This is a genomic window from Burkholderia mayonis, assembly GCF_001523745.2.
GTDB classification, from domain to species: domain Bacteria; phylum Pseudomonadota; class Gammaproteobacteria; order Burkholderiales; family Burkholderiaceae; genus Burkholderia; species Burkholderia mayonis.
Genome location: NZ_CP013387.1, coordinates 949,335 through 967,516 on the forward strand (window position 1 = coordinate 949,335; position 18,182 = coordinate 967,516).

At 64.7% G+C, this 18,182-nt stretch carries 17 protein-coding genes; 10 read left to right on the forward strand and 7 right to left on the reverse strand.

The window, feature by feature from the left end; genetic code table 11:
* Nucleotide 1: 1 nt before the first annotated feature.
* Nucleotides 2-1,510, reverse strand: coding sequence for an HlyD family secretion protein (locus WS70_RS22780; protein ID WP_059469672.1), 1,509 nt, complete (start codon nt 1,508-1,510; stop codon nt 2-4).
* 1,054 nt (nt 1,511-2,564) lie between these two features.
* Here WS70_RS22780 and WS70_RS22790 point away from each other — a divergent pair.
* From WS70_RS22790 to WS70_RS31785, 6 genes are all read left to right on the forward strand, one after another.
* The gene (locus WS70_RS22790; RefSeq protein ID WP_059469673.1) at nt 2,565-2,888 is read left to right on the forward strand and encodes a hypothetical protein; all 324 of its coding nucleotides are present in this window, start codon (nt 2,565-2,567) and stop codon (nt 2,886-2,888) included.
* Between the two features lie 268 nt (nt 2,889-3,156).
* Entirely contained in the window at nt 3,157-3,348 is a 192-nt protein-coding gene (locus WS70_RS22795) for a hypothetical protein (RefSeq protein WP_059469674.1), read from the forward strand.
* Between the two features lie 418 nt (nt 3,349-3,766).
* Entirely contained in the window at nt 3,767-4,063 is a 297-nt protein-coding gene (locus tag WS70_RS31775; protein WP_159082945.1) for a hypothetical protein, read from the forward strand.
* 29 nt (nt 4,064-4,092) lie between these two features.
* Nucleotides 4,093-4,233, forward strand: coding sequence for a hypothetical protein (locus WS70_RS31780; RefSeq protein WP_159082946.1), 141 nt, complete (start codon nt 4,093-4,095; stop codon nt 4,231-4,233).
* A gap of 359 nt (nt 4,234-4,592) precedes the next feature.
* On the forward strand, nt 4,593-5,561 hold the full coding sequence (locus WS70_RS22805; RefSeq protein WP_059597920.1) for an acetyl-CoA carboxylase carboxyltransferase subunit alpha: 969 nt from the start codon (nt 4,593-4,595) through the stop codon (nt 5,559-5,561).
* A gap of 175 nt (nt 5,562-5,736) precedes the next feature.
* On the forward strand, nt 5,737-5,970 hold the full coding sequence (locus WS70_RS31785) for a hypothetical protein (RefSeq protein WP_156441187.1): 234 nt from the start codon (nt 5,737-5,739) through the stop codon (nt 5,968-5,970).
* A 305-nt stretch (nt 5,971-6,275) separates the two neighbouring features.
* On the opposite strand, the gene WS70_RS22815 is transcribed toward WS70_RS31785, so the two are convergent.
* Entirely contained in the window at nt 6,276-6,548 is a 273-nt protein-coding gene (locus WS70_RS22815; protein WP_059597916.1) for a hypothetical protein, read from the reverse strand.
* Nucleotides 6,549-7,341: 793 nt separating this feature from the next.
* On the opposite strand from WS70_RS22815, the gene WS70_RS22820 reads away from it, so the two are divergent.
* Nucleotides 7,342-8,664 carry an IS5 family transposase gene (locus WS70_RS22820; protein WP_059474209.1) on the forward strand — a complete coding sequence of 441 codons (1,323 nt, stop codon included), beginning with the start codon at nt 7,342-7,344 and terminating at the stop codon, nt 8,662-8,664.
* 455 nt (nt 8,665-9,119) lie between these two features.
* On the opposite strand, the gene WS70_RS22825 is transcribed toward WS70_RS22820, so the two are convergent.
* The 3 genes from WS70_RS22825 to WS70_RS22830 form a co-directional block, all read right to left on the reverse strand.
* The gene (locus tag WS70_RS22825; protein ID WP_059596427.1) at nt 9,120-9,614 is read right to left on the reverse strand and encodes a 2,4'-dihydroxyacetophenone dioxygenase family protein; all 495 of its coding nucleotides are present in this window, start codon (nt 9,612-9,614) and stop codon (nt 9,120-9,122) included.
* A 267-nt stretch (nt 9,615-9,881) separates the two neighbouring features.
* Nucleotides 9,882-10,046 carry a hypothetical protein gene (locus WS70_RS31790; RefSeq protein ID WP_159082947.1) on the reverse strand — a complete coding sequence of 55 codons (165 nt, stop codon included), beginning with the start codon at nt 10,044-10,046 and terminating at the stop codon, nt 9,882-9,884.
* Nucleotides 10,047-10,335: 289 nt separating this feature from the next.
* Nucleotides 10,336-11,286 (reverse strand): LysR family transcriptional regulator, encoded by a 951-nt coding sequence (locus WS70_RS22830; RefSeq protein WP_059469677.1) that lies wholly within the window; start codon nt 11,284-11,286, stop codon nt 10,336-10,338.
* A gap of 58 nt (nt 11,287-11,344) precedes the next feature.
* Here WS70_RS22830 and aptA point away from each other — a divergent pair, with 58 nt between their 5' ends.
* Both aptA and WS70_RS22840 read left to right on the forward strand, forming a co-directional pair.
* Nucleotides 11,345-12,745 carry an omega-aminotransferase AptA gene (aptA, locus tag WS70_RS22835; protein WP_203236022.1) on the forward strand — a complete coding sequence of 467 codons (1,401 nt, stop codon included), beginning with the start codon at nt 11,345-11,347 and terminating at the stop codon, nt 12,743-12,745.
* 219 nt (nt 12,746-12,964) lie between these two features.
* Nucleotides 12,965-14,482: a CoA-acylating methylmalonate-semialdehyde dehydrogenase gene (locus WS70_RS22840; RefSeq protein ID WP_059596426.1), complete on the forward strand. Its 1,518-nt coding sequence runs from the start codon at nt 12,965-12,967 to the stop codon at nt 14,480-14,482.
* A gap of 775 nt (nt 14,483-15,257) precedes the next feature.
* On the opposite strand, the gene WS70_RS22845 is transcribed toward WS70_RS22840, so the two are convergent.
* Nucleotides 15,258-15,638 (reverse strand): COG4315 family predicted lipoprotein, encoded by a 381-nt coding sequence (locus tag WS70_RS22845; RefSeq protein ID WP_059596425.1) that lies wholly within the window; start codon nt 15,636-15,638, stop codon nt 15,258-15,260.
* A 194-nt stretch (nt 15,639-15,832) separates the two neighbouring features.
* A complete protein-coding gene (locus tag WS70_RS22850; protein ID WP_226382943.1) occupies nt 15,833-16,606 on the reverse strand; it encodes a helix-turn-helix transcriptional regulator in 774 nt (257 codons plus the stop codon).
* A 149-nt stretch (nt 16,607-16,755) separates the two neighbouring features.
* Here WS70_RS22850 and WS70_RS22855 point away from each other — a divergent pair, with 149 nt between their 5' ends.
* Nucleotides 16,756-18,162: an APC family permease gene (locus WS70_RS22855; RefSeq protein WP_059469682.1), complete on the forward strand. Its 1,407-nt coding sequence runs from the start codon at nt 16,756-16,758 to the stop codon at nt 18,160-18,162.
* Nucleotides 18,163-18,182: the final 20 nt, after the last annotated feature.

The following is an 18,182-nucleotide window of genomic DNA, read 5'->3' on the forward strand; positions in this document are numbered from 1 at the left end:
CTCAGGCGAGCGACTTGATGTTTTCCGGCCAGTGGCGGCCGCGATCGACGGTCGCCTTCAAGTCGTTCAGCCAGCGCCGGCCGGTCGGCTTGAACTCGTCGAGCCAGCGCCGGCCGCGGTCGACGGTCGACTTGAAGCCGTCCAGCCAGTTCGGGTCGAGGTGGCCCAGATCGGAGACGTTGCTGACGAGCCAGCTCTGGTCGAGGCTCACTTTGGCCCAGTGGCCCATTGCGCAGCGCTCCGTCGGATCGCCGCTCGCGCCGTGAGGCAGCGACGCGAGCGGCCGGTTCAGCTTGGCGATCACGTAGATCTCGTTCTTCTCGATGGGCGGGAAGGGCACGAAATAGCGCGCCTGCTCGCCTTCGGACGCGCGCGGCAGCACCTCGGACACCGAAGCGGGCAGCAGGAACGGCACGCCGTCCATGCGCACGTTCAGATGCGTGCCGGGCAGCAGGTCGTCGCTCAGGCTGCGCGGGAACACCGCCACCACGCGCGATTGCGCGCAATTGCTCACGCGGATCAAGGTCGCGCCGGCGGCCACGCGGGTGCCGGGCGGCGCGAGCACGTCCTCCACCACGCCCGGCTCGCTCGATCGGATCTCGAGGTTGGTCAGGCGCTCGAGCCGCTCCTTCTCGGCGTCGATCAGTTTGTCCACCGATTGGCCGTAGGCGTCGAACTGCGTCATCTCGGCCTTGCGCTGCACGATGTCTGCGCTGAGCAGCCGGCTGCGCTGCGCGAGCGACGCGACCGGGCCGTCGGTAGCGGAAGCGTAGACCTTGCTCCGCGACGCGTCGCCGTTGGCGATCGCGTGTTCGAGCTCGGCGGCCGCGGCGGCCTTGGCGTTGGACAGGATCGACAACTGGTAGCGCGAGGCATTCGTGTACGCCTCGCTCACGGCGCCCGCCCACTGCATCGCCTGGTTGCGGTTGACCACGTCTTCCTGCTGGTCGACTTGCGCTTTCGCAGCCGCCAGTCGCGCCTGCAGCGCGTGGATGTCGGCCGCATGTTCCTTTTGCGACGCAGCCTGATAGCGCTGCAGATCACGCTGAGTCGCGGCAAGCTGGCTCTCGTCGCCCGCGAGCTCGGCGCGCGCCGCGTCGTGGTGCTGCTGATTGTCGAGCGCCTTGCCGGTCAGGTCGATCAGCAGCGCACGATCGATGTTGGGATTCTGCACCGTCATCAGCGGCTGATTGGCTTCGAACGACTTGCCGATCGCGACGTGCTGCTCGGTCACGACGCCTTCGACCGGCGACGTGACGAGCGTCACCTGGCTGTCGACCACCGCGCGTTCGGACGAGCGCGTGAAGATGTTGGGGAACATCATGGTCAGCACCATCCAGATGACGAAGAGCACCAAGCCGTAACTGGCGGTGCGCGGGACGAGATGCCAGAGCGGGCGCCGTACGCGGCGGCCGCGCGTCACCGATTCGTCGCGCGTCGCGAGCAGTGCAGAGCGGGTATCGGCCGGGCGGTTCTCGAGTTGCTGGTCGGGCATGTTGCTCTCCTGCATGGCAAAAATGCGAACAAAGAGACAAAGGATCTCGCACGCCCAGCGCCGTTCGTCGGCCCTGTGCGCTGCTGTCGAATCGAGCCGGTTCCGTCGCGCATGAGCGTGAGCGCGCCGATGCCGGCTTTTCGGTCTAGTTGGTTGCCTGCAGAGCGCCGCGTCCGAGCATCCGTCGGATCGACGCACCGTATGAAAAGGCCGGCTGTACCGGCCCAAGATCAGCCCCGTAACCGCGCAACGCATGCGCACGCGGTCTTGAACTTGCAATGAAGAATCGAGCGGCCCGTGAAGACCCATGCGGCCAAGGCGCTGCGATTGAATTCAGGCTAGTGAAATCGCCGGTGCGCTACTGTAAAAGTGTGTAAAAGGTGATTTCACTAGGACCCCAAAAGGCGGATGTTATGTATGCGCCGAATTCGGCTCGCATGACATTCGTCGTACATAGCCGCCGAGGGTGGCGGGGCGCGGGCGTGGCCGCCGATTGTCCGGGGACGATGCGATTGCGGACGGGATTGCGCTCGCCCTCGATCTTCGATCGTCGCCGCGCTTCGAGCGCGGATTCCTGGTATGAAACTCGCAGCGATCGAGGTGTGATGGATCGGACGCGTAGCGTGTCGCCGCCGGTATGCTCGATGCGGGCGCGAACGCGGACTGCATGCCCATCGCTCGATGTCTGCCAACCTGACGCGAGCGTGGTGGGGGCTGACAAGGCGCGGCGTTTCATGTTCGAGACGCACAGTCGCGTCTCGATTGCAGCGATACGTGTTACGTAACATCTGTGAATCATTTTGATGATGGCCTCGCGTCAGAATGGCCGAGACAGGATGCGCTGCGAAGGCGGGCGTCGTTGATCCTGCTGTGTTCGGGCCGCCTGGTTACGGGGCTGAACGGCCATCGCCGAGCTGCTGCCGGCTTTCTCGCGACCCACATTCTCGACGCTGGCACGGATTCTGCGGCGCATCGCGCACGTGTTTGCGCCGGCCGATCGGCGCAAACACGTGCTAACCGACGGGCGTATCGACCTGATCCGCTCGCCCAACATAGGACGGAGCAAAACATGGACGCGCTCCCGAATCAGTCCGACACGCAATTCCGAGCCTTCCTGGCCAAGCTGCTCGAGCAACCGCAGCCCGCGTGGGGCGAGAAGCAGCAGATCGAACTCGACATGGCGCGTGCGCTGTCCAACGAGATGCTGCAGATCGCGGAGCGCATGCACGCCCATACCTCGGATCTCGAAAGCTGCCTCGTGCTGCTCAAGTACGCGAAGGTGCTCGATTTCATCTTGTCGTCGCTCGCCGCGCGGCGCGATATTCATCCCCGGACGCTCCGCACGATCTTCAAGCTCGCCAAACTCAAGGTCGACGACTCGTATCCGGAGTGAGCCGAATTCGAACGGCGTCGAAGGACGTTCGTCGGCGGCGTCGTGCAAAAGGGGCGAGCGCGGCGGTCGCACCGTTTGCTTGGTCATCGGTCGCGACCGACAAGCGCGCGCTTCCTCTTTCTCTTTTTCGCCGCCGCGCGCGGCGTCGCACGATCTCTTCGCTGGAAAGATCTCTGCGCTGGAAACGGTCGACGCGGGAAGGCGTCGGATCGGCGGTGGCGTTCGGGGTCTTCGTCGTCTCCGTGATCGGGCCGAATGTCGGGCCTCGATGCGCGTGATCGAAGGCGAATCGCAGATGTGCGTGACGCTTCGCTGGATCGGTGACCGGCGTCGCGCCGGGCGCGCGTGGGCGGCAGCCTGTCCACGGATCGTCGTCGACGCGTTCGTCGAGTGCGTGGCGATCGGATCGCGCATGGCTTGCGCTTTCGAGGCGAGATCGAGCGCCCGCGGCGTCGCCTGAGACGATGCGGTCGCTCGACCATCCGAAAGGACGCGACCGGCGACGACAAGTGCATTCGGATCGCTAACCGAATCGGATGCGATGTGGCGCGACGCGCCCGGCAACGGGCTGCGCAGATTCGCGATTTCACCATCGACGTCAACGGACGAATTCCTCGAGCGCGCACATTGCATCGACGAGACGGCTTTAACGGCGGCGTCGTGGAGTTGACGACGAACGCCGATGAATTTGTCCGCCTGATTGGTGCGGAAGATGGAGCGCCCGACCTGTCGGCATGGCGCACGCAATGTATGGCGCAACCGATTCGATGCTTGAATCGCCCCCGTATGCAGCGGATTGCCACGCTGACGGCCTCGTGCGCCAATTGCATCGATTCGATTCGCCGGTCGGAGGCGAGATGTCGGATGCGTGATGCCTTATGAACGAGGCAGGTAATCATTCGTTCGGCGATCACGCGCATCGCCATGGCGATGCTTTTCCAGGCATGCGCGAAGGATCGAATCGGGGCGCGCGTTGCGCGATTGCCGATGCTGCAATCCCGACGCGACGGCATGGCGCAGACGCCTGTGACTTCTCCGTGCTCGAAGGAGCCATGTCGTCTGCTTCATTCTGGAACCGGAATTTTTCGAAAACCGTTTTCAGCCTTTCGGCGCAATTCTGGTGCGACGACCATTCCTTTCCAATCGATTTTTATTGCATGGCACGTCATGATTAGAAAATGAATTTCATCGAAAAATCGGGATATTGCTGCCGTTTTGCGAGGAATTTCTCGCGCTCGAAGGTCCGGCCTTCGATGCCAAGCTGATCGCGGCGCAACGCGCGACGTGCAAGGTGATGGGCATCAACGTCCTCGGCGGCGTAGCCGATTTCGACAAAATCACCTGAGACGCCGCGCGCCGTTTTCCTGCGCCTGCGCTATCTTCGCGCCGCGCGTCCCCGGGGCCGGCGGCCGGTCTCGCGCCTGTTCGCGCTTGTGTCGCGCGTGCGTCGCGGCGGACGCGCGGCGTCCGGGCAACGCCGACGATGCGATAACGGACGTGCGCCGCGCGATGATCCAGGGGCGGTGTGATAGTATCGCGGCCGTGCATGGCGGCGCATTCGCGGCATTCGATTATTCATTTCTCCGCCACGGTGAATGCGCGCATTTCGAATGAATATCGAAAACGGCCGAAAAGCGTGGGCAGTCCGGCGATAATTCACGTCGAATACCTGAGCGTCTGCATTTGCAGCCGGAGAAACACGACATGACGAACGTAACGTATCTTGACTTCGAAAAGGCGATCGGCGAGCTGGACGCGAAGATCGACGCGCTGCGTTGTTCCGAGGACGAATCGGCGATCGATCTCTCCGAGGAGATCAACCGGTTGTCGGCGCGCAGCGAAAAGCTGACGAAGGAACTGTACGAGCGGCTGACGCCGTGGCAAATCGTCCAGGTGGCGCGACATCCCGCGCGGCCGTACACGCTCGATTACGTCAATTATCTGTTCACGGATTTCCACGAGCTGCACGGCGATCGCTGCTATGCGGACGACCAGTCGATCGTCGGCGGGCTCGCGCGCTTCAACGACCGGCCGTGCGTCGTGGCCGGCCACCAGAAGGGACGCAACACGAAAGAGCGCGCGATGCGCAATTTCGGCTATCCGCGGCCCGAGGGATATAGAAAGGCGCTGCGGCTCTTCAAGCTCGCCGAGAAATTCAAGCTGCCGATCTTCACGTTCATCGACACGCCGGGCGCCTGGCCCGGGATCGATGCGGAGGAGCACAACCAGTCCGAGGCAATCGGTCGCAATCTGATGGAAATGGCGAGCCTCCAGACGCCGATCGTCACGACGGTGATCGGCGAGGGCGGCTCGGGCGGCGCGCTCGCAATCGGTGTCTGCGACGTGTCGATCATGCTCCAGTTCGCGACTTATTCCGTTATTTCGCCCGAAAGCTGCTCGTCCATTCTCTGGAAGAATCCGAACTACGCGGAGCAGGCGGCAAACGCGCTGGGCCTGACCGCGCACCGGCTCAAGGCGCTGGGCTTGATCGACAAGATCGCGAACGAACCGGTGGGCGGCGCGCATCGCGATCCGCAACAAATGGCGCTGATGCTCAGGCGCGTCTTGCAGGAAAGCCTGCGAAACGTCGAGTCGCTCGATGCGAAGCAGCTTCTCGCCCGCCGTCACGAGCGGCTCCTGCACTACGGCAAGTTCCGCGAAACGGCGGCATGAACGCATTCGGCTGCGCCGTCGGGCGCCGCGCGCGATAGGCGGCCGGCCGTCACGTGCGTGTGTTCTCCGTATCGGATCTGCACGTCGAATATCCGGGAAACGCGAGGTGGGTGGAAGCGCTCTCGCGTGACGAGGGCACGCGTGACGCCCTCACACCAGGCCGCTTCGATGACGCATGCGCGTGACCGGATTCGTGCCCGCGGTGCGCGGACCCGCATCGATCGATCACGGACCGGATACGCTGCGCGCATGCAGCGATCTCGTGGACGTCAACTGCGCCGAGCATTTAAAGCCGGATGTTGCCGTCGGCGGCTGGACCAAAATGCGACGCATGGCCGGCGATATGGCGGCGGCGATGCTCCGGCCGTCTTGCCGCGGTGTCCGCCGGTCTACTCGATGCCAGTTATGACGAACGCCGGCGACATCGAGATTGTCGGCATCGTCATTTGAACGGACGCCAATCCGTTCGGGATTTCCTGCATCCCGATCCTCAATGAAAGCGAGTGGTGCACGGCGAGCCGATGCCAGTGCCTCGTGCTTTTCATCTTTCCGGAATAGGTTGAAAAGCGCGCTGCGCGGAGGGCGGGATTTGCATGCCACGGCGGCGCGGCACCGTATGAAAATAAGAGGCGGCCGATCGGCAATCGCCGGTCGGCCGAAAATCAAGTAAAAGAATCCAGTGCAATGGATTTCGCGGATCGATTGACCGCCTGGTTATCGAATGGCGAATCGGCTCGCTGCCGTTCCATTCGCGCATACATTGGCGTAGATGTAGAAAATCCTGTTCGTGGAAAAGGCCGAGTATATGAGTGAAAAGGTCTCTTTTTCGCTAAATGAATAAGTGGTGTCGGCGATGGTTGCCAGAAGGTTGCCGTTCGTATCGGTTTCGATTTTGCTGATCGGTCCTGATTTGCAGAGTATGTCTGCGGACGCGTAGGAGGACGCAAACATCATGGCTGACAAAAGAACGGTCACGATTTTTCTCATGGCTTTTCCCTTGAGGAATGTATTGATGCATTGGATTGAGGTGCTGCTGATGCTCGGTGCTATATTGCCGGGCTTTCGAAACTATCGGCGCCAGTGTGCTCCGCAATATGTCGTTGATTAATGCGATGCTGAATTGGAAATAAATTCATTCATGGTTGCCGCTTTGATGTTGGTGTACTGCGAAAATGATGAGTATTTTGATCTGTATTGCGGCGCACAACGAAGGTTATTATTTGGAATTGCGAAGTTCCAATAATATTAATTCATCGATCCTTGTGATTAATAAGTATCTTGAATGGCTTTCTGGTTTAAAAAATCTCGATCCTTATTGTTCAGTTTTTTTGTCGATTGATTGTGACGGTTTCGTAAATGACGGATATTGGTATTGAATTCATATAAACGACGATGGTGTTGAGGAGGCGCAGGGACAAGTGCGATCGACGCCGAAGCGAGCGAACGGCTCGGCGCGATCCCTGAACAGCTTCGCGTCATCCGGCATCTGCCGGTCGCATCGGCTCCCCATGCGAATGTCAATGCACAAGATGTCGTTGGATGACGGCCTGCGTCTCGTTCATGGCGGCGACGCAGTTCGGTTGACTGCGGCGGTTCCGCCCATCGCTGCGACAAGCCCGTCGCGATCCCAGGCGGCGCGCCGGGATGTCGGATAGAGAGTCGAACCTGAACAATCCTGGACGGCTTATACGGAAAGGCGGTGAGGCCGAAACGGTGTTGTTGGATTTGCAGGAAGCAGGCATATTGACGCGTGAATCCTGCAAATCCTGACGAGGTGTGGATGGGTCCGAAGTTGCCGGTGACAGAGGGAGATTTCTTCCGCCAACCGCTGCGCGAGCAGATCAATCTGAAGCATCCGTTGATTCGCCTGGCCGATCTGATCGACTGGGCTCGGTTGAGCACGACGATGAGTGCGAGTTTCGCATCGTCTCGTGGCCGACCGGCAACGTCGCCGCGTTTGATCGCAGGGCTGCTGTACTTGCAGCACGCGTTCGACCTGTCGGATGAAGAGGTCGTCTGGCAATGGCTGGAGAACCCGTACTGGCAAGTGTTCACCGGCGAGACGTACTTGCAGACGAAACCGCCGATCGATCCGTCGAGCCTGACGCGCTGGCGTAAGCGCCTGGGCGAAGCCGGCGTTGAAGAACTGTTGGCTGAGACGATCGAAGCGGCCAAACGCGCAAAGGTCATCAAGACGACGAGCCTGAAGCGGGTGATTGTCGATACGACGGTGATGGAAAAGGCGATTGCGCATCCCACCGATTCGCGCCTGCTCGAACGTTGCCGGGAACATCTGGTGAAGGCCGCCGCCCAGCACGGGCTGAAGCTGCGGCAGAACTACAACCGCGAAGCGCCGCGTCTGGCGGGCCAGATCGGGCGCTATGCGCATGCGAAGCAGTACAAGCGGATGAAGAAGGCGCTGCGCACTTTGCGTTCACGAGTGGGGCGCGTGATGCGTGACGTGGAGCGGCAACTGGAAGGCGTTGTTCAGCAAAGTCGCGCGGAGTTGGAAGACTTGATCAGCCGCACGAAGCGGATTCTCACGCAGAAGCAGAAGGACAAAAACAAGCTGTATGCGCTGCACGCGCCGGAAGTGGAGTGCCTGGCGAAAGGCAAAGCGCGCAAGCCGTACGAATTTGGCGTGAAGGTGTCGATCACCACGACGCACAAGGAAGGTCTGGTAGTCGGAGCTCGTTCAATGCCGGGCAATCCATACGACGGGCACACGTTGGCCGAAGCGTTAGAACAAGCGGCGATCCTGAGCGATGTGCAGCCGGAGATCGCCGTCGTCGACCGCGGCTACAAGGGCGTCGCCGTCGATGGTGTGAAGGTCTATCACCCAGGTTTGCGACGCGGTATCACACGCGGCCTGCGAGCAATGATCCGGCGTCGCAGCGCAATCGAACCGGCCATCGGGCACATGAAGGCCGACGGCAAGCTCGATCGAAATTGGCTCAAGGGTTCGTTGGGCGATGCGATTCATGCGGTGCTGTGCGGCGCTGGCCACAACCTGCGGATGATCCTGCGCAACCTGCGGCTTTTTTACGCCCTGATTCTCGTCGCTTTGCTCAGCTTCCGAGCCGCTGCGCCGTCGGCGGCGTAGCTTCATCTGCGCGACAAAACGAATTGTTCAGGGCCGACTAGAGAGAAGTCATTCGTTGATCGCACACGATCAATTTGGGCGCGGTAGGCGACGGCGACACGGCATCGGCGGATCGCCGGAGCGATCGCGTGGGCTACGCGCGGCAAGAACGGCTGCGCGCGATCGACGGACGATGAATTGCGGCCCGTCGGTACGGACGGCCCCGATGCCGCGATTCGACCGGGCTGCGGTACTGGACGCCCCGTTGTGCCCACGCTCCGTTCAAGCCAAGCGGGACGACCGGCGTGATGATTCGGCTTCGTGTTCAAGACCGCTCAGGGCCGGCCTCCGGGAATGCGCGGCCTTCCGCGCGTGCGGCTGCGCCGGGCCGGCAGCGTTTCGTCACCGACTGCAGTCGACCGGTTGCGATCAGTCGCGGCGCGGCGATCCGGTGCGGCAAGCCGCGCTGCGCGCGTTCAGCGCGTGACGAAAGGCGGCGCGACATCCGGCGTCGCGCGAGCGAACTTGCGTTCGCGCAGCAGCGCGACCCGGCCGTTCTCGCGCGCCGTCTCGTTGCCCGCTTCGTCGAGCAACACGAGATCGCCGCGCATCACGTTGAACGTCACGACTTCGCCCGTCTCCGACGCGATCGCCTCCGGCGTATGGTGCGAGCCCGCCGGCTCGAGCACCGTGCTGCCGGGCCGCGCGATCCAGTCGTATTCGCGATAGCGCCACTCTCCCTGCAACGTGTAGACGAATACCGCGCCGTCGTGCCGATGCCGCGGCAGCGCGAGCCCGACCGGCATCTTGAGCAGCACGGTCATCTCGTCGTCGGCGACGTTGATGTGCAGGTACTTGATCGCGAGCCCGGGCAGGCGCGCGTCCATCGGCAGCCATGGGCGGTCGCCGTCCTGCAGGCACGAGATCGGCGGCAGGAGCGCGGCGGAGGCGGGCGGCAACGATGGGTTCATGGCTTGGCGCGGCGCATCATGCGCGCGGAGGAATGCGGGAAGCGGAATTATCGCAGAGCGGGAGGCGGTAGTGGACGGCTGGCGCGCACGGCCCGCGGAGCCGTTCAAGATCGTCGCCCGTCGGGCACGTCGAACATGTTCTTTCGCATCGTCAGTCACGTTTTCTTCGCAAGGGAAGACAATCCGAGCATGCCGCCGGGCTTCCCTTGAACGATCTTGGCGCGTGCGCACCCTTTCGACGACTCATCCTGTAGTGAAAGTGGTCTTCTACGCAACACGCGCGATCGCATTCGCGCCGGTCTGGTGATGGCGTAGTCCTTTCGAGCGGAAATCGTCCGGAAAAGGCACGTCGGCTCGCCGGTCTTCGGGCATATGGCGGTGACGTGACGTGTCGTCGGAAAGCTCGATTACGTTTTCACCATCGAAGCTCATCCGATTCGAACGGTTTTCGCCCGGCTGTCCGCAGTATCCGGCGTGCCCGCGTGCCTGTTCGTGCAAGCGGCGAAGACCTCGCCGCAAATCCGAACGAGCCATTCGCATCAGAATGCGGAAAGGGGGCGCACACCGCGAGCGAGCGGACGGTCGCGGTGCAAGCCGAGCGCGGCGTTCGGACGGCTATGAAGAAATCGTCGGTCTTCACGCTTGGCACCGGTCGACCGCGGCGGCCGCATGGAAGCTGCCGGCTTCATCGACCGAATGTCGGAGGATTCGGGCCTCGCGCTCATGCTTTCGCCGGCGCCGCCGCATGCGCGGCCTCCAGGCAGGCCTGGAACAGCAGCGCTGCCCGCGACGGCTGCGGCGAGCGCCGCAGCAGGCTCACGAACCGGCACGAATAATGAAACCGCTGCGGCGCGACCGGCCGCATCAGCCCCTTCGCCTCGAAGCTCTCCGCATAGTGATCGGGCAGGAACCCGAGATACCGTCCCGACAGAATCAGCGTCGCGATCGATTCCTGATCGGACGCCGTCGCGCTGCGCGTCAGCTTCGCGCGGTGGCTCAGCTCCATGTTCGGCGAATGGTAGCCGAGCCCCGCGAACGCGAAGCCGCGCACCTGGCTCCATGTCAGCTTGCCGTGCGGCGCGTCGAACAGCGGATGGCGCTTGCCGCAGTAGAGCAGCATCCGTTCGTCGAAGAGATCCGCATAGACGAGGCTGCCCGAGCTTCGGTGCGCGGGAATGATCCCGACCTGATAACTGCCGTCGATGATCCCCCGCTCGACCTCGTTGATCGACGCGACGTGCAGGTTCAGCGCGACGTCCGGCGCTTCGTCGTGAAAGCGCCCGATCGCGTCGCCGAGCCGCGCCTTCGGGTTCGTCGCGGTCTTGTCGAACACGGCGATGTGCAGCTCGCCGCCCATCCGGTCGTGAATCCCGTCGACGCGGCTCCTGAACGCCTCGACCGACGCCATCAGCCGCAGCGTCTCCTCGTAGACGGTCTGGCCCTCGGGCGTCAGCGTGAAGCCCGCGCGGCCGCGCCGGCACAGCACGAGGCCGAGGCGCGTTTCGAGATCCTTTACGTGCCGGCTGATCGTCGAGATTCCGATGTTCAGCTCCAGTTCGGCAGCCGCCATCCCGCCGCACTGAACGACGCTCCTGAACACGCGCAGCAGGCGCAGGTCCATGTCGGTGAGCTGGCCGAGGAGCGCGCGGCTCTTCGGTTTTCTTGCTTGCATGAATGCTCAAGTAAACATTGATATTGCGATATTCAAAAGACTATTCGTCGACTCGACAATGCGCAACATCTTCATTTCTCCGCGCGCCGCGATGCCGACCGACATGAACGCTCTGACCGAACCGACGACCCCCGACACGCCCCTGCGCACCGACGCCGCGTGGCTCGACGCCCACTGGATGCCGTTTACCGCGAACCGCCAGTTCAAGCAGGATCCGCGGATCATCGTCGAAGGCACGGGCGCGTACTACACGGACGCCGACGGCCGCAAGATCTTCGACGGCCTGTCCGGCCTCTGGTGCTGCGGCCTCGGCCACGGCCGCGCCGAGATCTCGGACGCGGTCGCTCGCCAGGTCGCGCGGCTCGACTATTCGCCGGCGTTCCAGTTCGGCCATCCGCAATCTTTCGCGCTGGCCAACAGGATCAAGGCGCTGACGCCCGCCGGCCTCGACTACGTGTTCTTCACGGGCTCGGGCTCGGAAGCGGCCGACACGTCGCTGAAGATGGCGCGCGCGTACTGGCGCGCAAAGGGCAAGGGCACGAAGACGCGCCTGATCGGCCGCGAGAAGGGCTATCACGGCGTGAACTTCGGCGGCATCTCGGTCGGCGGGATCGGGCCGAACCGCAAGCTGTTCGGCCAGGGCATCGACGCCGATTTCCTGCCGCACACGCAACTGCCCGAGAACACGTTCTCGCGCGGGCTGCCCGAGCACGGCGCCGAACTGGCCGACCGGCTGCTCGACCTGATCGCGCTGCACGACGCGTCGAACATCGCCGCGGTGATCGTCGAGCCGTTCTCGGGCTCGGCGGGCGTCGTGGTGCCGCCGAAGGGCTATCTGCAGCGGCTGCGCGAGATCTGCACCGCGCACGACATCCTGCTGATCTTCGACGAAGTCATCACGGGCTTCGGCCGCGCGGGCGCAATGACGGGCGCGGAGGCGTTCGGCGTCGTGCCGGACATCATGAACGTCGCGAAGCAGGTGACGAACGGCGCGCAGCCGCTCGGCGCGGTGATCGCGAAGCAGGACATCTACGACACGTTCATGGCCGCGGGCGGCCTCGACTACATGCTCGAGTTCCCGCACGGCTATACGTACTCGGCGCATCCGGTCGCGTGCGCGGCGGGCGTCGCGGCGCTCGACCTGCTCGAGAAGGAAGACGCGATCGGCCGCGTGCGCGAACTCGCGCCGCATTTCGAGGCGGCCGTGCACGGCCTGAAGGGCGTGCGCCACGTCGCCGACATCCGCAACTGCGGGCTCGCCGCGGGCCTGACGATCGAGCACGCGCCGGGCGAACCCGCGCGCCGTCCGTACGAGATCGCGATGCATTGCTGGAAGAACGGCTTCTACGTGCGCTACGGCGGCGACACGATTCAGCTCGCGCCGCCGTTCATCGCCGAGAGGCGCGAGATCGACAGCCTGATCAGCGCGCTGAACGATGCGCTGATCGCGACGGCCTGACGCGCAGGGCCGCGCGCTTCGGACGGCGGCCGGACGGTTTTCGGCCGCGCTCGGGCGGCGCGACGGCGTTCGCCCGATCCGGCGGTCGCTGTTCGGCACGGTTCGACTGGGCCCGGCTGGTTGCGGCCCGGCTCGCGCGGCGCACGTTGGCGCGGCGCTTGTTCGCCCGGCCGCGCGGACGCGGATTCAACGACACACACGATTGCAGGAAACATCGCGATGAAACACGACAGCAACGTCACCCCCACCCTCGGCCACCTGATCGGCGGCAAGCGCGTCGACGGCGGCGACCGCATCCAGCCGGTGTTCGACCCGGCGACGGGCGCGTCGGCGAAAAGCGTGCAGCTCGCCGACAAGCCGACCGTCGAAGCGGCGATCGCCGCCGCGCAGGCCGCGTATCCGGCGTGGCGCAACACGCCGCCGTTGAAGCGCGCGCGCGTGATGAGCCGCCTGAGGACGCTGCTCGAGGCGCACGCGGACGAGCTGTGCGCGCTGATCACGGCCGAGCACGGCAAAGTGCTCGGCGATGCGATGGGCGAGCTGCAGCGCGGAATCGAGAACGTCGAATACGCGAGCTACGCGCCCGAGCTGCTGAAGGGCGAGCACAGCAAGAACGTCGGTCCGGCGATCGATTCGTGGAGCGAGTTCCAGGCGCTCGGCGTCGTCGCGGGGGTCACGCCGTTCAACTTCCCGGTGATGGTGCCGCTGTGGATGTGGCCGATGGCGGTCGCATGCGGCAACACGTTCGTGCTGAAGCCTTCGGAGCGCACGCCGTCGTCGACGCTCAGGATGGCCGAGCTCGCGCTCGAAGCGGGCCTGCCGCCCGGCGTGCTGAACGTCGTCAACGGCGACAAGGAAGCGGTCGACACGATCCTGACCGATCCGCGCGTGAAGGCGGTGAGCTTCGTCGGCTCGACGCCGATCGCCGAGTACATCTACACGACGGGCTGCGCGCACGGCAAGCGCGTGCAGGCGCTGGGCGGCGCGAAGAACTTCGCGGTCGTGATGCCGGACGCCGACATCGGCAACGCGGTCAATGCGCTGATGGGCGCCGCGTACGGCTCGTGCGGCGAGCGCTGCATGGCGATTCCGCTTGTCGTCGCGATCGGCGACGAGACGGCGGACAAGATCGTCGAAGGCCTCACGGCCGAGATCGCGAAGATGAAGGTCGGCCCGGGCACGGGCGACGGCGTCGACATGGGCCCGCTCGTCACGCAGCAGCATTTCGAGAAGGTGACGGGTTTCGTCGACGCGGGCGTCGCCGCGGGCGCGTCGCTCGTCGTCGACGGGCGCGGCGTGAAGATCGACGGCCACGACGGCGGCTACTACCTCGGCCCGTGCCTGTTCGATCACGTGAAGCCCGGCATGCCGATCTATCAGCACGAGATTTTCGGGCCGGTGCTCGGCGTCGTGCGCGTCGCGTCGCTCGGCGACGCGATGGCGCTCGTCGATGCGCACGAGTACGGCAACGGCACGTGTCTCTTCACGCGCGACGGCGAAGCCGCGCGCTTCTTCAGCGACAACATCCAGGTCGGGATGGTCGGCATCAACGTGCCGCTGCCGGTGCCCGTCGCCTATCACTCGTTCGGCGGCTGGAAGCGGTCGCTGTTCGGCGATCTGCACGCATACGGCCCGGACGCGGTGCGCTTCTACACGAAGCGCAAGACGATCACGCAGCGCTGGCCGTCGGCCGGCGTGCGTGAGGGGACGGTGTTCAGCTTTCCGTCGAGCCGCTGAGCAGCTTTCAAGTTTGGCCCATCCAGGTCGTTCGGCGGCGCGTTTCGTCGACGGCTTGTTCGAAGCCCGCGGAAACGCGGGTTTTTTCTTTTCGGGCGTGCGCGGCCCGCGGCGTGCGGCGCGTGCGTCGCGTGCGTCGCGTGCGGAGCGGGCGGCATCGCGTCGTTCTTCGTTCGCTGTCGATCGTCGTGTCGACGTTCGCCGTTCGCTGATGGGCGGCTTCGGCGGCGCGGCTGCGGTTTTCCGATGCGCGGGCGGATACGCTCGCGGTGCGTCGCGGCGCGATATCGCGTGTGTATCGAGCGCTGTGGTGGCATCGGCGTCCGGGCGGAAGACGGCCGATCGTCGCGCATCGAGGCACTTGCGCGCCACGCGATTGCGGCGATACGCGGGCCTTGAGTTGCGGGCCGAGACGTGCGACTTGCGACGCAGCGCTACAGCGTCGACCGGGATAGGTTCTGGAATGCGCAAGTATCGCGAGGCATGCTGTCGAATTTGGCGTCCGCGATGGCGGCGCGCATGCGGTCCGCACTGCGCGTGTGTGCTGACGGTGCTGCTCGTCGGCACCTTCCGCGTCAATGGAACGCGCGTGCCGCTCTCGATAGGCTTGGCGCTCGCGCGACCGACCGTCGCGATCGAAGGTGCGGCGCGCGGCGCCAGGCGAGTGCGAGAGAAGCGCTATGCTGCGATGTCCGCGCTCGCACTCGCCTTGCACTTGCACCCGCGCAGCACCGCACCGCTTACGTCATCTCGCCGCGTCGCCCCCTCGGCGCGTTTACTCCTTCAGTGCGTGCCAGACGTCCTTGAAGCCGTCGCCTTTCATGTCGCCTTTCGCGGCGTCCTTCGCGAAGAAATAGAGCGGCTTGCCCCGGTACGCCCATTGCAGCGTGCCGTCGTCGCGCTTGATGATCGTGTAGCCGCCCGTCGGCTGATCGGTTGCGCTCGCCTTGTACGGCGGCCAGTTCGTCGTGCACGGGCCGTTGCACATGCTCTTCCCTGAGTTCGGGGCGTCCTTGTCGAACGTGTAAAGCGTCATGCCGTTGGCCGCGACCAGCATGCCGCCGCTCGGCATCGCGGGCGCATCGGCGAGCGCGGCGACCGGCGCGAACCCGATCGCGAGCGCGTAAGCGACATAAGCGACATAAGCGGTTCTCATGGCTGTCTCCTTGTCCTGGCGGGCGCGGCGAACGCACGGGCGGCGCCGACGCGACGGCGCTATTGCGTCGCGGCCGTGCCGCATGCGTTCCGAGCCCTTTCAAACCATAGGCGGTTTTCCGGTAGGAGGAAAGGCGATCGTCGCGCGCGCGGCCGGGAAAACCGCCGGCCGCGCGGCTCGCGTGCACCGTCGCATCAACGCGGGACGTCGTGCCCGAGCGCCTGCAGGAACAGCGAGAACAGCTCCGGCTGCGACGAAATCCCGAGCTTCGAATACAAGTGCCGCCGATGCACCTTGACGGTTTCGGGCGAGATCGCGAGCCGCTCGGCGATCGCCTTCGACGAGTTGCCGCGCAGCACGAGCCGCGCGATCGCCATCTCGCGCTCGGTCAGCAGCTCCGCGCCGAAGCTCGCGAGCGCGCGCTCGACGCGCGCTGCGAGATCGTCGTCGGCGCGTCCGCGCGCCGCGTCGCCTTGCAGCTTGCGCTGCTGGCGGATCGCCGCGAAAAGCCACGGCGCGCACGTGGCGAGCCGGCCGATCGCGTCGGTGCCGAAGCGCGTGTGCGCACCGAGCGACAGCGACAGCGTCTCGTCGGGCCGCGTGCGCACGATGATCTGCAACTCGTCCTCGCCGACCGCGTCGCGGAAATAGCTGAGGAAATACTCGCTTTGCCGGAACAGGTCGGGCGCGATTTCCTCGAGCCGATAGCAGCCGTCCGCGAGGCCGTCGTGCGCGGCCTGCAGGAACGGATCGAGCAGATAGAGTCCGTCGAGATAGAGCGGCACGGGCGACGGCCCGCTTGCGCCGCCCGTGTCGTATTCGTCGAGCACGACGGGCGCGCCGTCGCGGCCGAGCGCGGTCGCGAGCGCGTTGTCGAACGGCACGATCTCGTTGAGAAACAGGATCAGAAAGCGCCAGAAACGCGGCTCGCCGAGGTGATCGAGCGCGCGTCCGAACGCTTGATGCATCGCTACTTCGCTGAACAGTCGGTCCATGTGCGACCCGGTTTGGCGTAACCCCAAGGGGGAATGGCGGCGCGCAATTTGGCTTCCTAGACTGCGCCCCATGCGTGGCCCGAGTATGGGCGTTCAAAAATCCCGCGGCAAAGGAGTGCAAGATGGCGATGATATCGGAGTCTTCGAGCGTGGCGTCCGCCGCGCCGGCTGAAGTGCGCGCACCGGATGCGCTCGTGCGGTCGCTCAGCGTGCGCGACGTCGTGATGATCACGGTGTCGGGCGTGACGCCCGCGAGCTCGATCTTCGTGATCGCGCCGTTCGCGATCCAGCAGGCGGGCAGCGGCGCGGTGATGTCGTTCGTGCTGGGCGGGCTGCTCGCGTTCGCGTTCGCGCTTTGCTACGCAGAACTGAGCGCCGCGCACCGCAGCGCGGGCGGCGAGTACGTGATGGTCAAGCGCGTGTTCGGCGCGCTGCCCGGCTATCTGACGTTCGTCGCGGTGCTCGCCGTCAACGTGTTCATCCCAGCCGTGCTCGCGAGCGGCGCCGCGCCTTACCTGAACGCCGCGCTCGGCACGCATTTCGGCAATCAGTCGGTCGCGCTCGCGATCGTGCTCGCGAGCTATGTTCTCGGCATCCTGAACATCCGGACCAATGCGTGGATCACCGGCGCGTTTCTCGTGATCGAGATCCTCGTGCTCGCGTTGATCGCGTATCTCGGCTTCTCCGAGCCGCATCGATCGGCGCTCGCGCTCGTGCACCCGGTCGTCGCGAACGGCGCCGCGCTCGTGCCCGCGACGCTCGCCGCGATCATGCCGGCCGTCGGCACGGCGATCTTCTGCTACAACGGCTTCGGCGCGGCCGTGTTTCTCGCCGAGGATCTCGAAGGCGGCAACCGCGACATCGCGAAGGCGGTGATCTGCTCGCTCGCGGTGATCCTCGTCGTCGAACTCGTGCCGCTGACCGCGATCGTGCTCGGCGCGCCGTCGTTCGTCGAGCTCGCGAAGAGCGCCGATCCGATCGGCTATGTCGTCAGCGCGCTCAGCAATCCCGGCGTGTCGCGCGTCGTGAGCGGCGGCATCTTCCTGTCGGTGTTCAATGCGATCATCGCGATCGTCATCATGGTCGGGCGCTTCCTGTACAGCAGCGGACGCCATGCGTTGTGGGCGCGCTCGTGCAACGGCGCGTTCACGCGCATCCATCCGCGCTTCGAGTCGCCGTGGATTGCGACGCTGACGCTCGCGGTGCCGTCGACGCTCCTCGTGTTCGTGTCGAGCCTCGACGAGCTGACTGCGTTCACCGTCGATCTGCTGCTGCTCATCTACCTCGCCGTCGGCGTCGCGGCGCTCGCGAGCCGCGTGATGCGGCGCGACGTCGATCATCATTACCGGATGCCATGGTGGCCGCTGCCGCCGGTCGTCGCGATCGCGGGCGCCGGGTATACGTTGTATACGACGATCGCCGCCGCGACGAAGCCGACCGACCTATACATCATCGCCGGACTCGCCGTCGTCTCGCTCGCGACCTACGCGCTCTGGGCGCGCCGCAGCACGGCGTTCCGCGAACTCTGACCAACGAACTGGGAGAGGAC

Bases quoted from the DNA above. Each gene is read 5' to 3' on its own strand.
- WS70_RS22805 (WP_059597920.1), top strand. From the start codon at position 4,593: ATGACGAACGTAACGTATCTTGACTTCGAAAAGGCGATCGGCGAGCTG.
- WS70_RS22845 (WP_059596425.1), bottom strand. From the start codon at position 15,638: ATGAGAACCGCTTATGTCGCTTATGTCGCTTACGCGCTCGCGATCGGG.
- WS70_RS22790 (WP_059469673.1), top strand. From the start codon at position 2,565: ATGGACGCGCTCCCGAATCAGTCCGACACGCAATTCCGAGCCTTCCTG.
- WS70_RS22815 (WP_059597916.1), bottom strand. From the start codon at position 6,548: ATGAGAAAAATCGTGACCGTTCTTTTGTCAGCCATGATGTTTGCGTCC.
- WS70_RS22855 (WP_059469682.1), top strand. From the start codon at position 16,756: ATGGCGATGATATCGGAGTCTTCGAGCGTGGCGTCCGCCGCGCCGGCT.
- WS70_RS31775 (WP_159082945.1), top strand. From the start codon at position 3,767: ATGAACGAGGCAGGTAATCATTCGTTCGGCGATCACGCGCATCGCCAT.
- aptA (WP_203236022.1), top strand. From the start codon at position 11,345: ATGCGCAACATCTTCATTTCTCCGCGCGCCGCGATGCCGACCGACATG.
- WS70_RS22825 (WP_059596427.1), bottom strand. From the start codon at position 9,614: ATGAACCCATCGTTGCCGCCCGCCTCCGCCGCGCTCCTGCCGCCGATC.
- WS70_RS22820 (WP_059474209.1), top strand. From the start codon at position 7,342: ATGGGTCCGAAGTTGCCGGTGACAGAGGGAGATTTCTTCCGCCAACCG.
- WS70_RS31785 (WP_156441187.1), top strand. From the start codon at position 5,737: ATGCGCGTGACCGGATTCGTGCCCGCGGTGCGCGGACCCGCATCGATC.
- WS70_RS22780 (WP_059469672.1), bottom strand. From the start codon at position 1,510: ATGCAGGAGAGCAACATGCCCGACCAGCAACTCGAGAACCGCCCGGCC.
- WS70_RS31790 (WP_159082947.1), bottom strand. From the start codon at position 10,046: ATGAGCTTCGATGGTGAAAACGTAATCGAGCTTTCCGACGACACGTCA.
- WS70_RS22830 (WP_059469677.1), bottom strand. From the start codon at position 11,286: ATGCAAGCAAGAAAACCGAAGAGCCGCGCGCTCCTCGGCCAGCTCACC.
- WS70_RS22850 (WP_226382943.1), bottom strand. From the start codon at position 16,606: ATGCATCAAGCGTTCGGACGCGCGCTCGATCACCTCGGCGAGCCGCGT.
- WS70_RS22795 (WP_059469674.1), top strand. From the start codon at position 3,157: ATGCGCGTGATCGAAGGCGAATCGCAGATGTGCGTGACGCTTCGCTGG.
- WS70_RS22840 (WP_059596426.1), top strand. From the start codon at position 12,965: ATGAAACACGACAGCAACGTCACCCCCACCCTCGGCCACCTGATCGGC.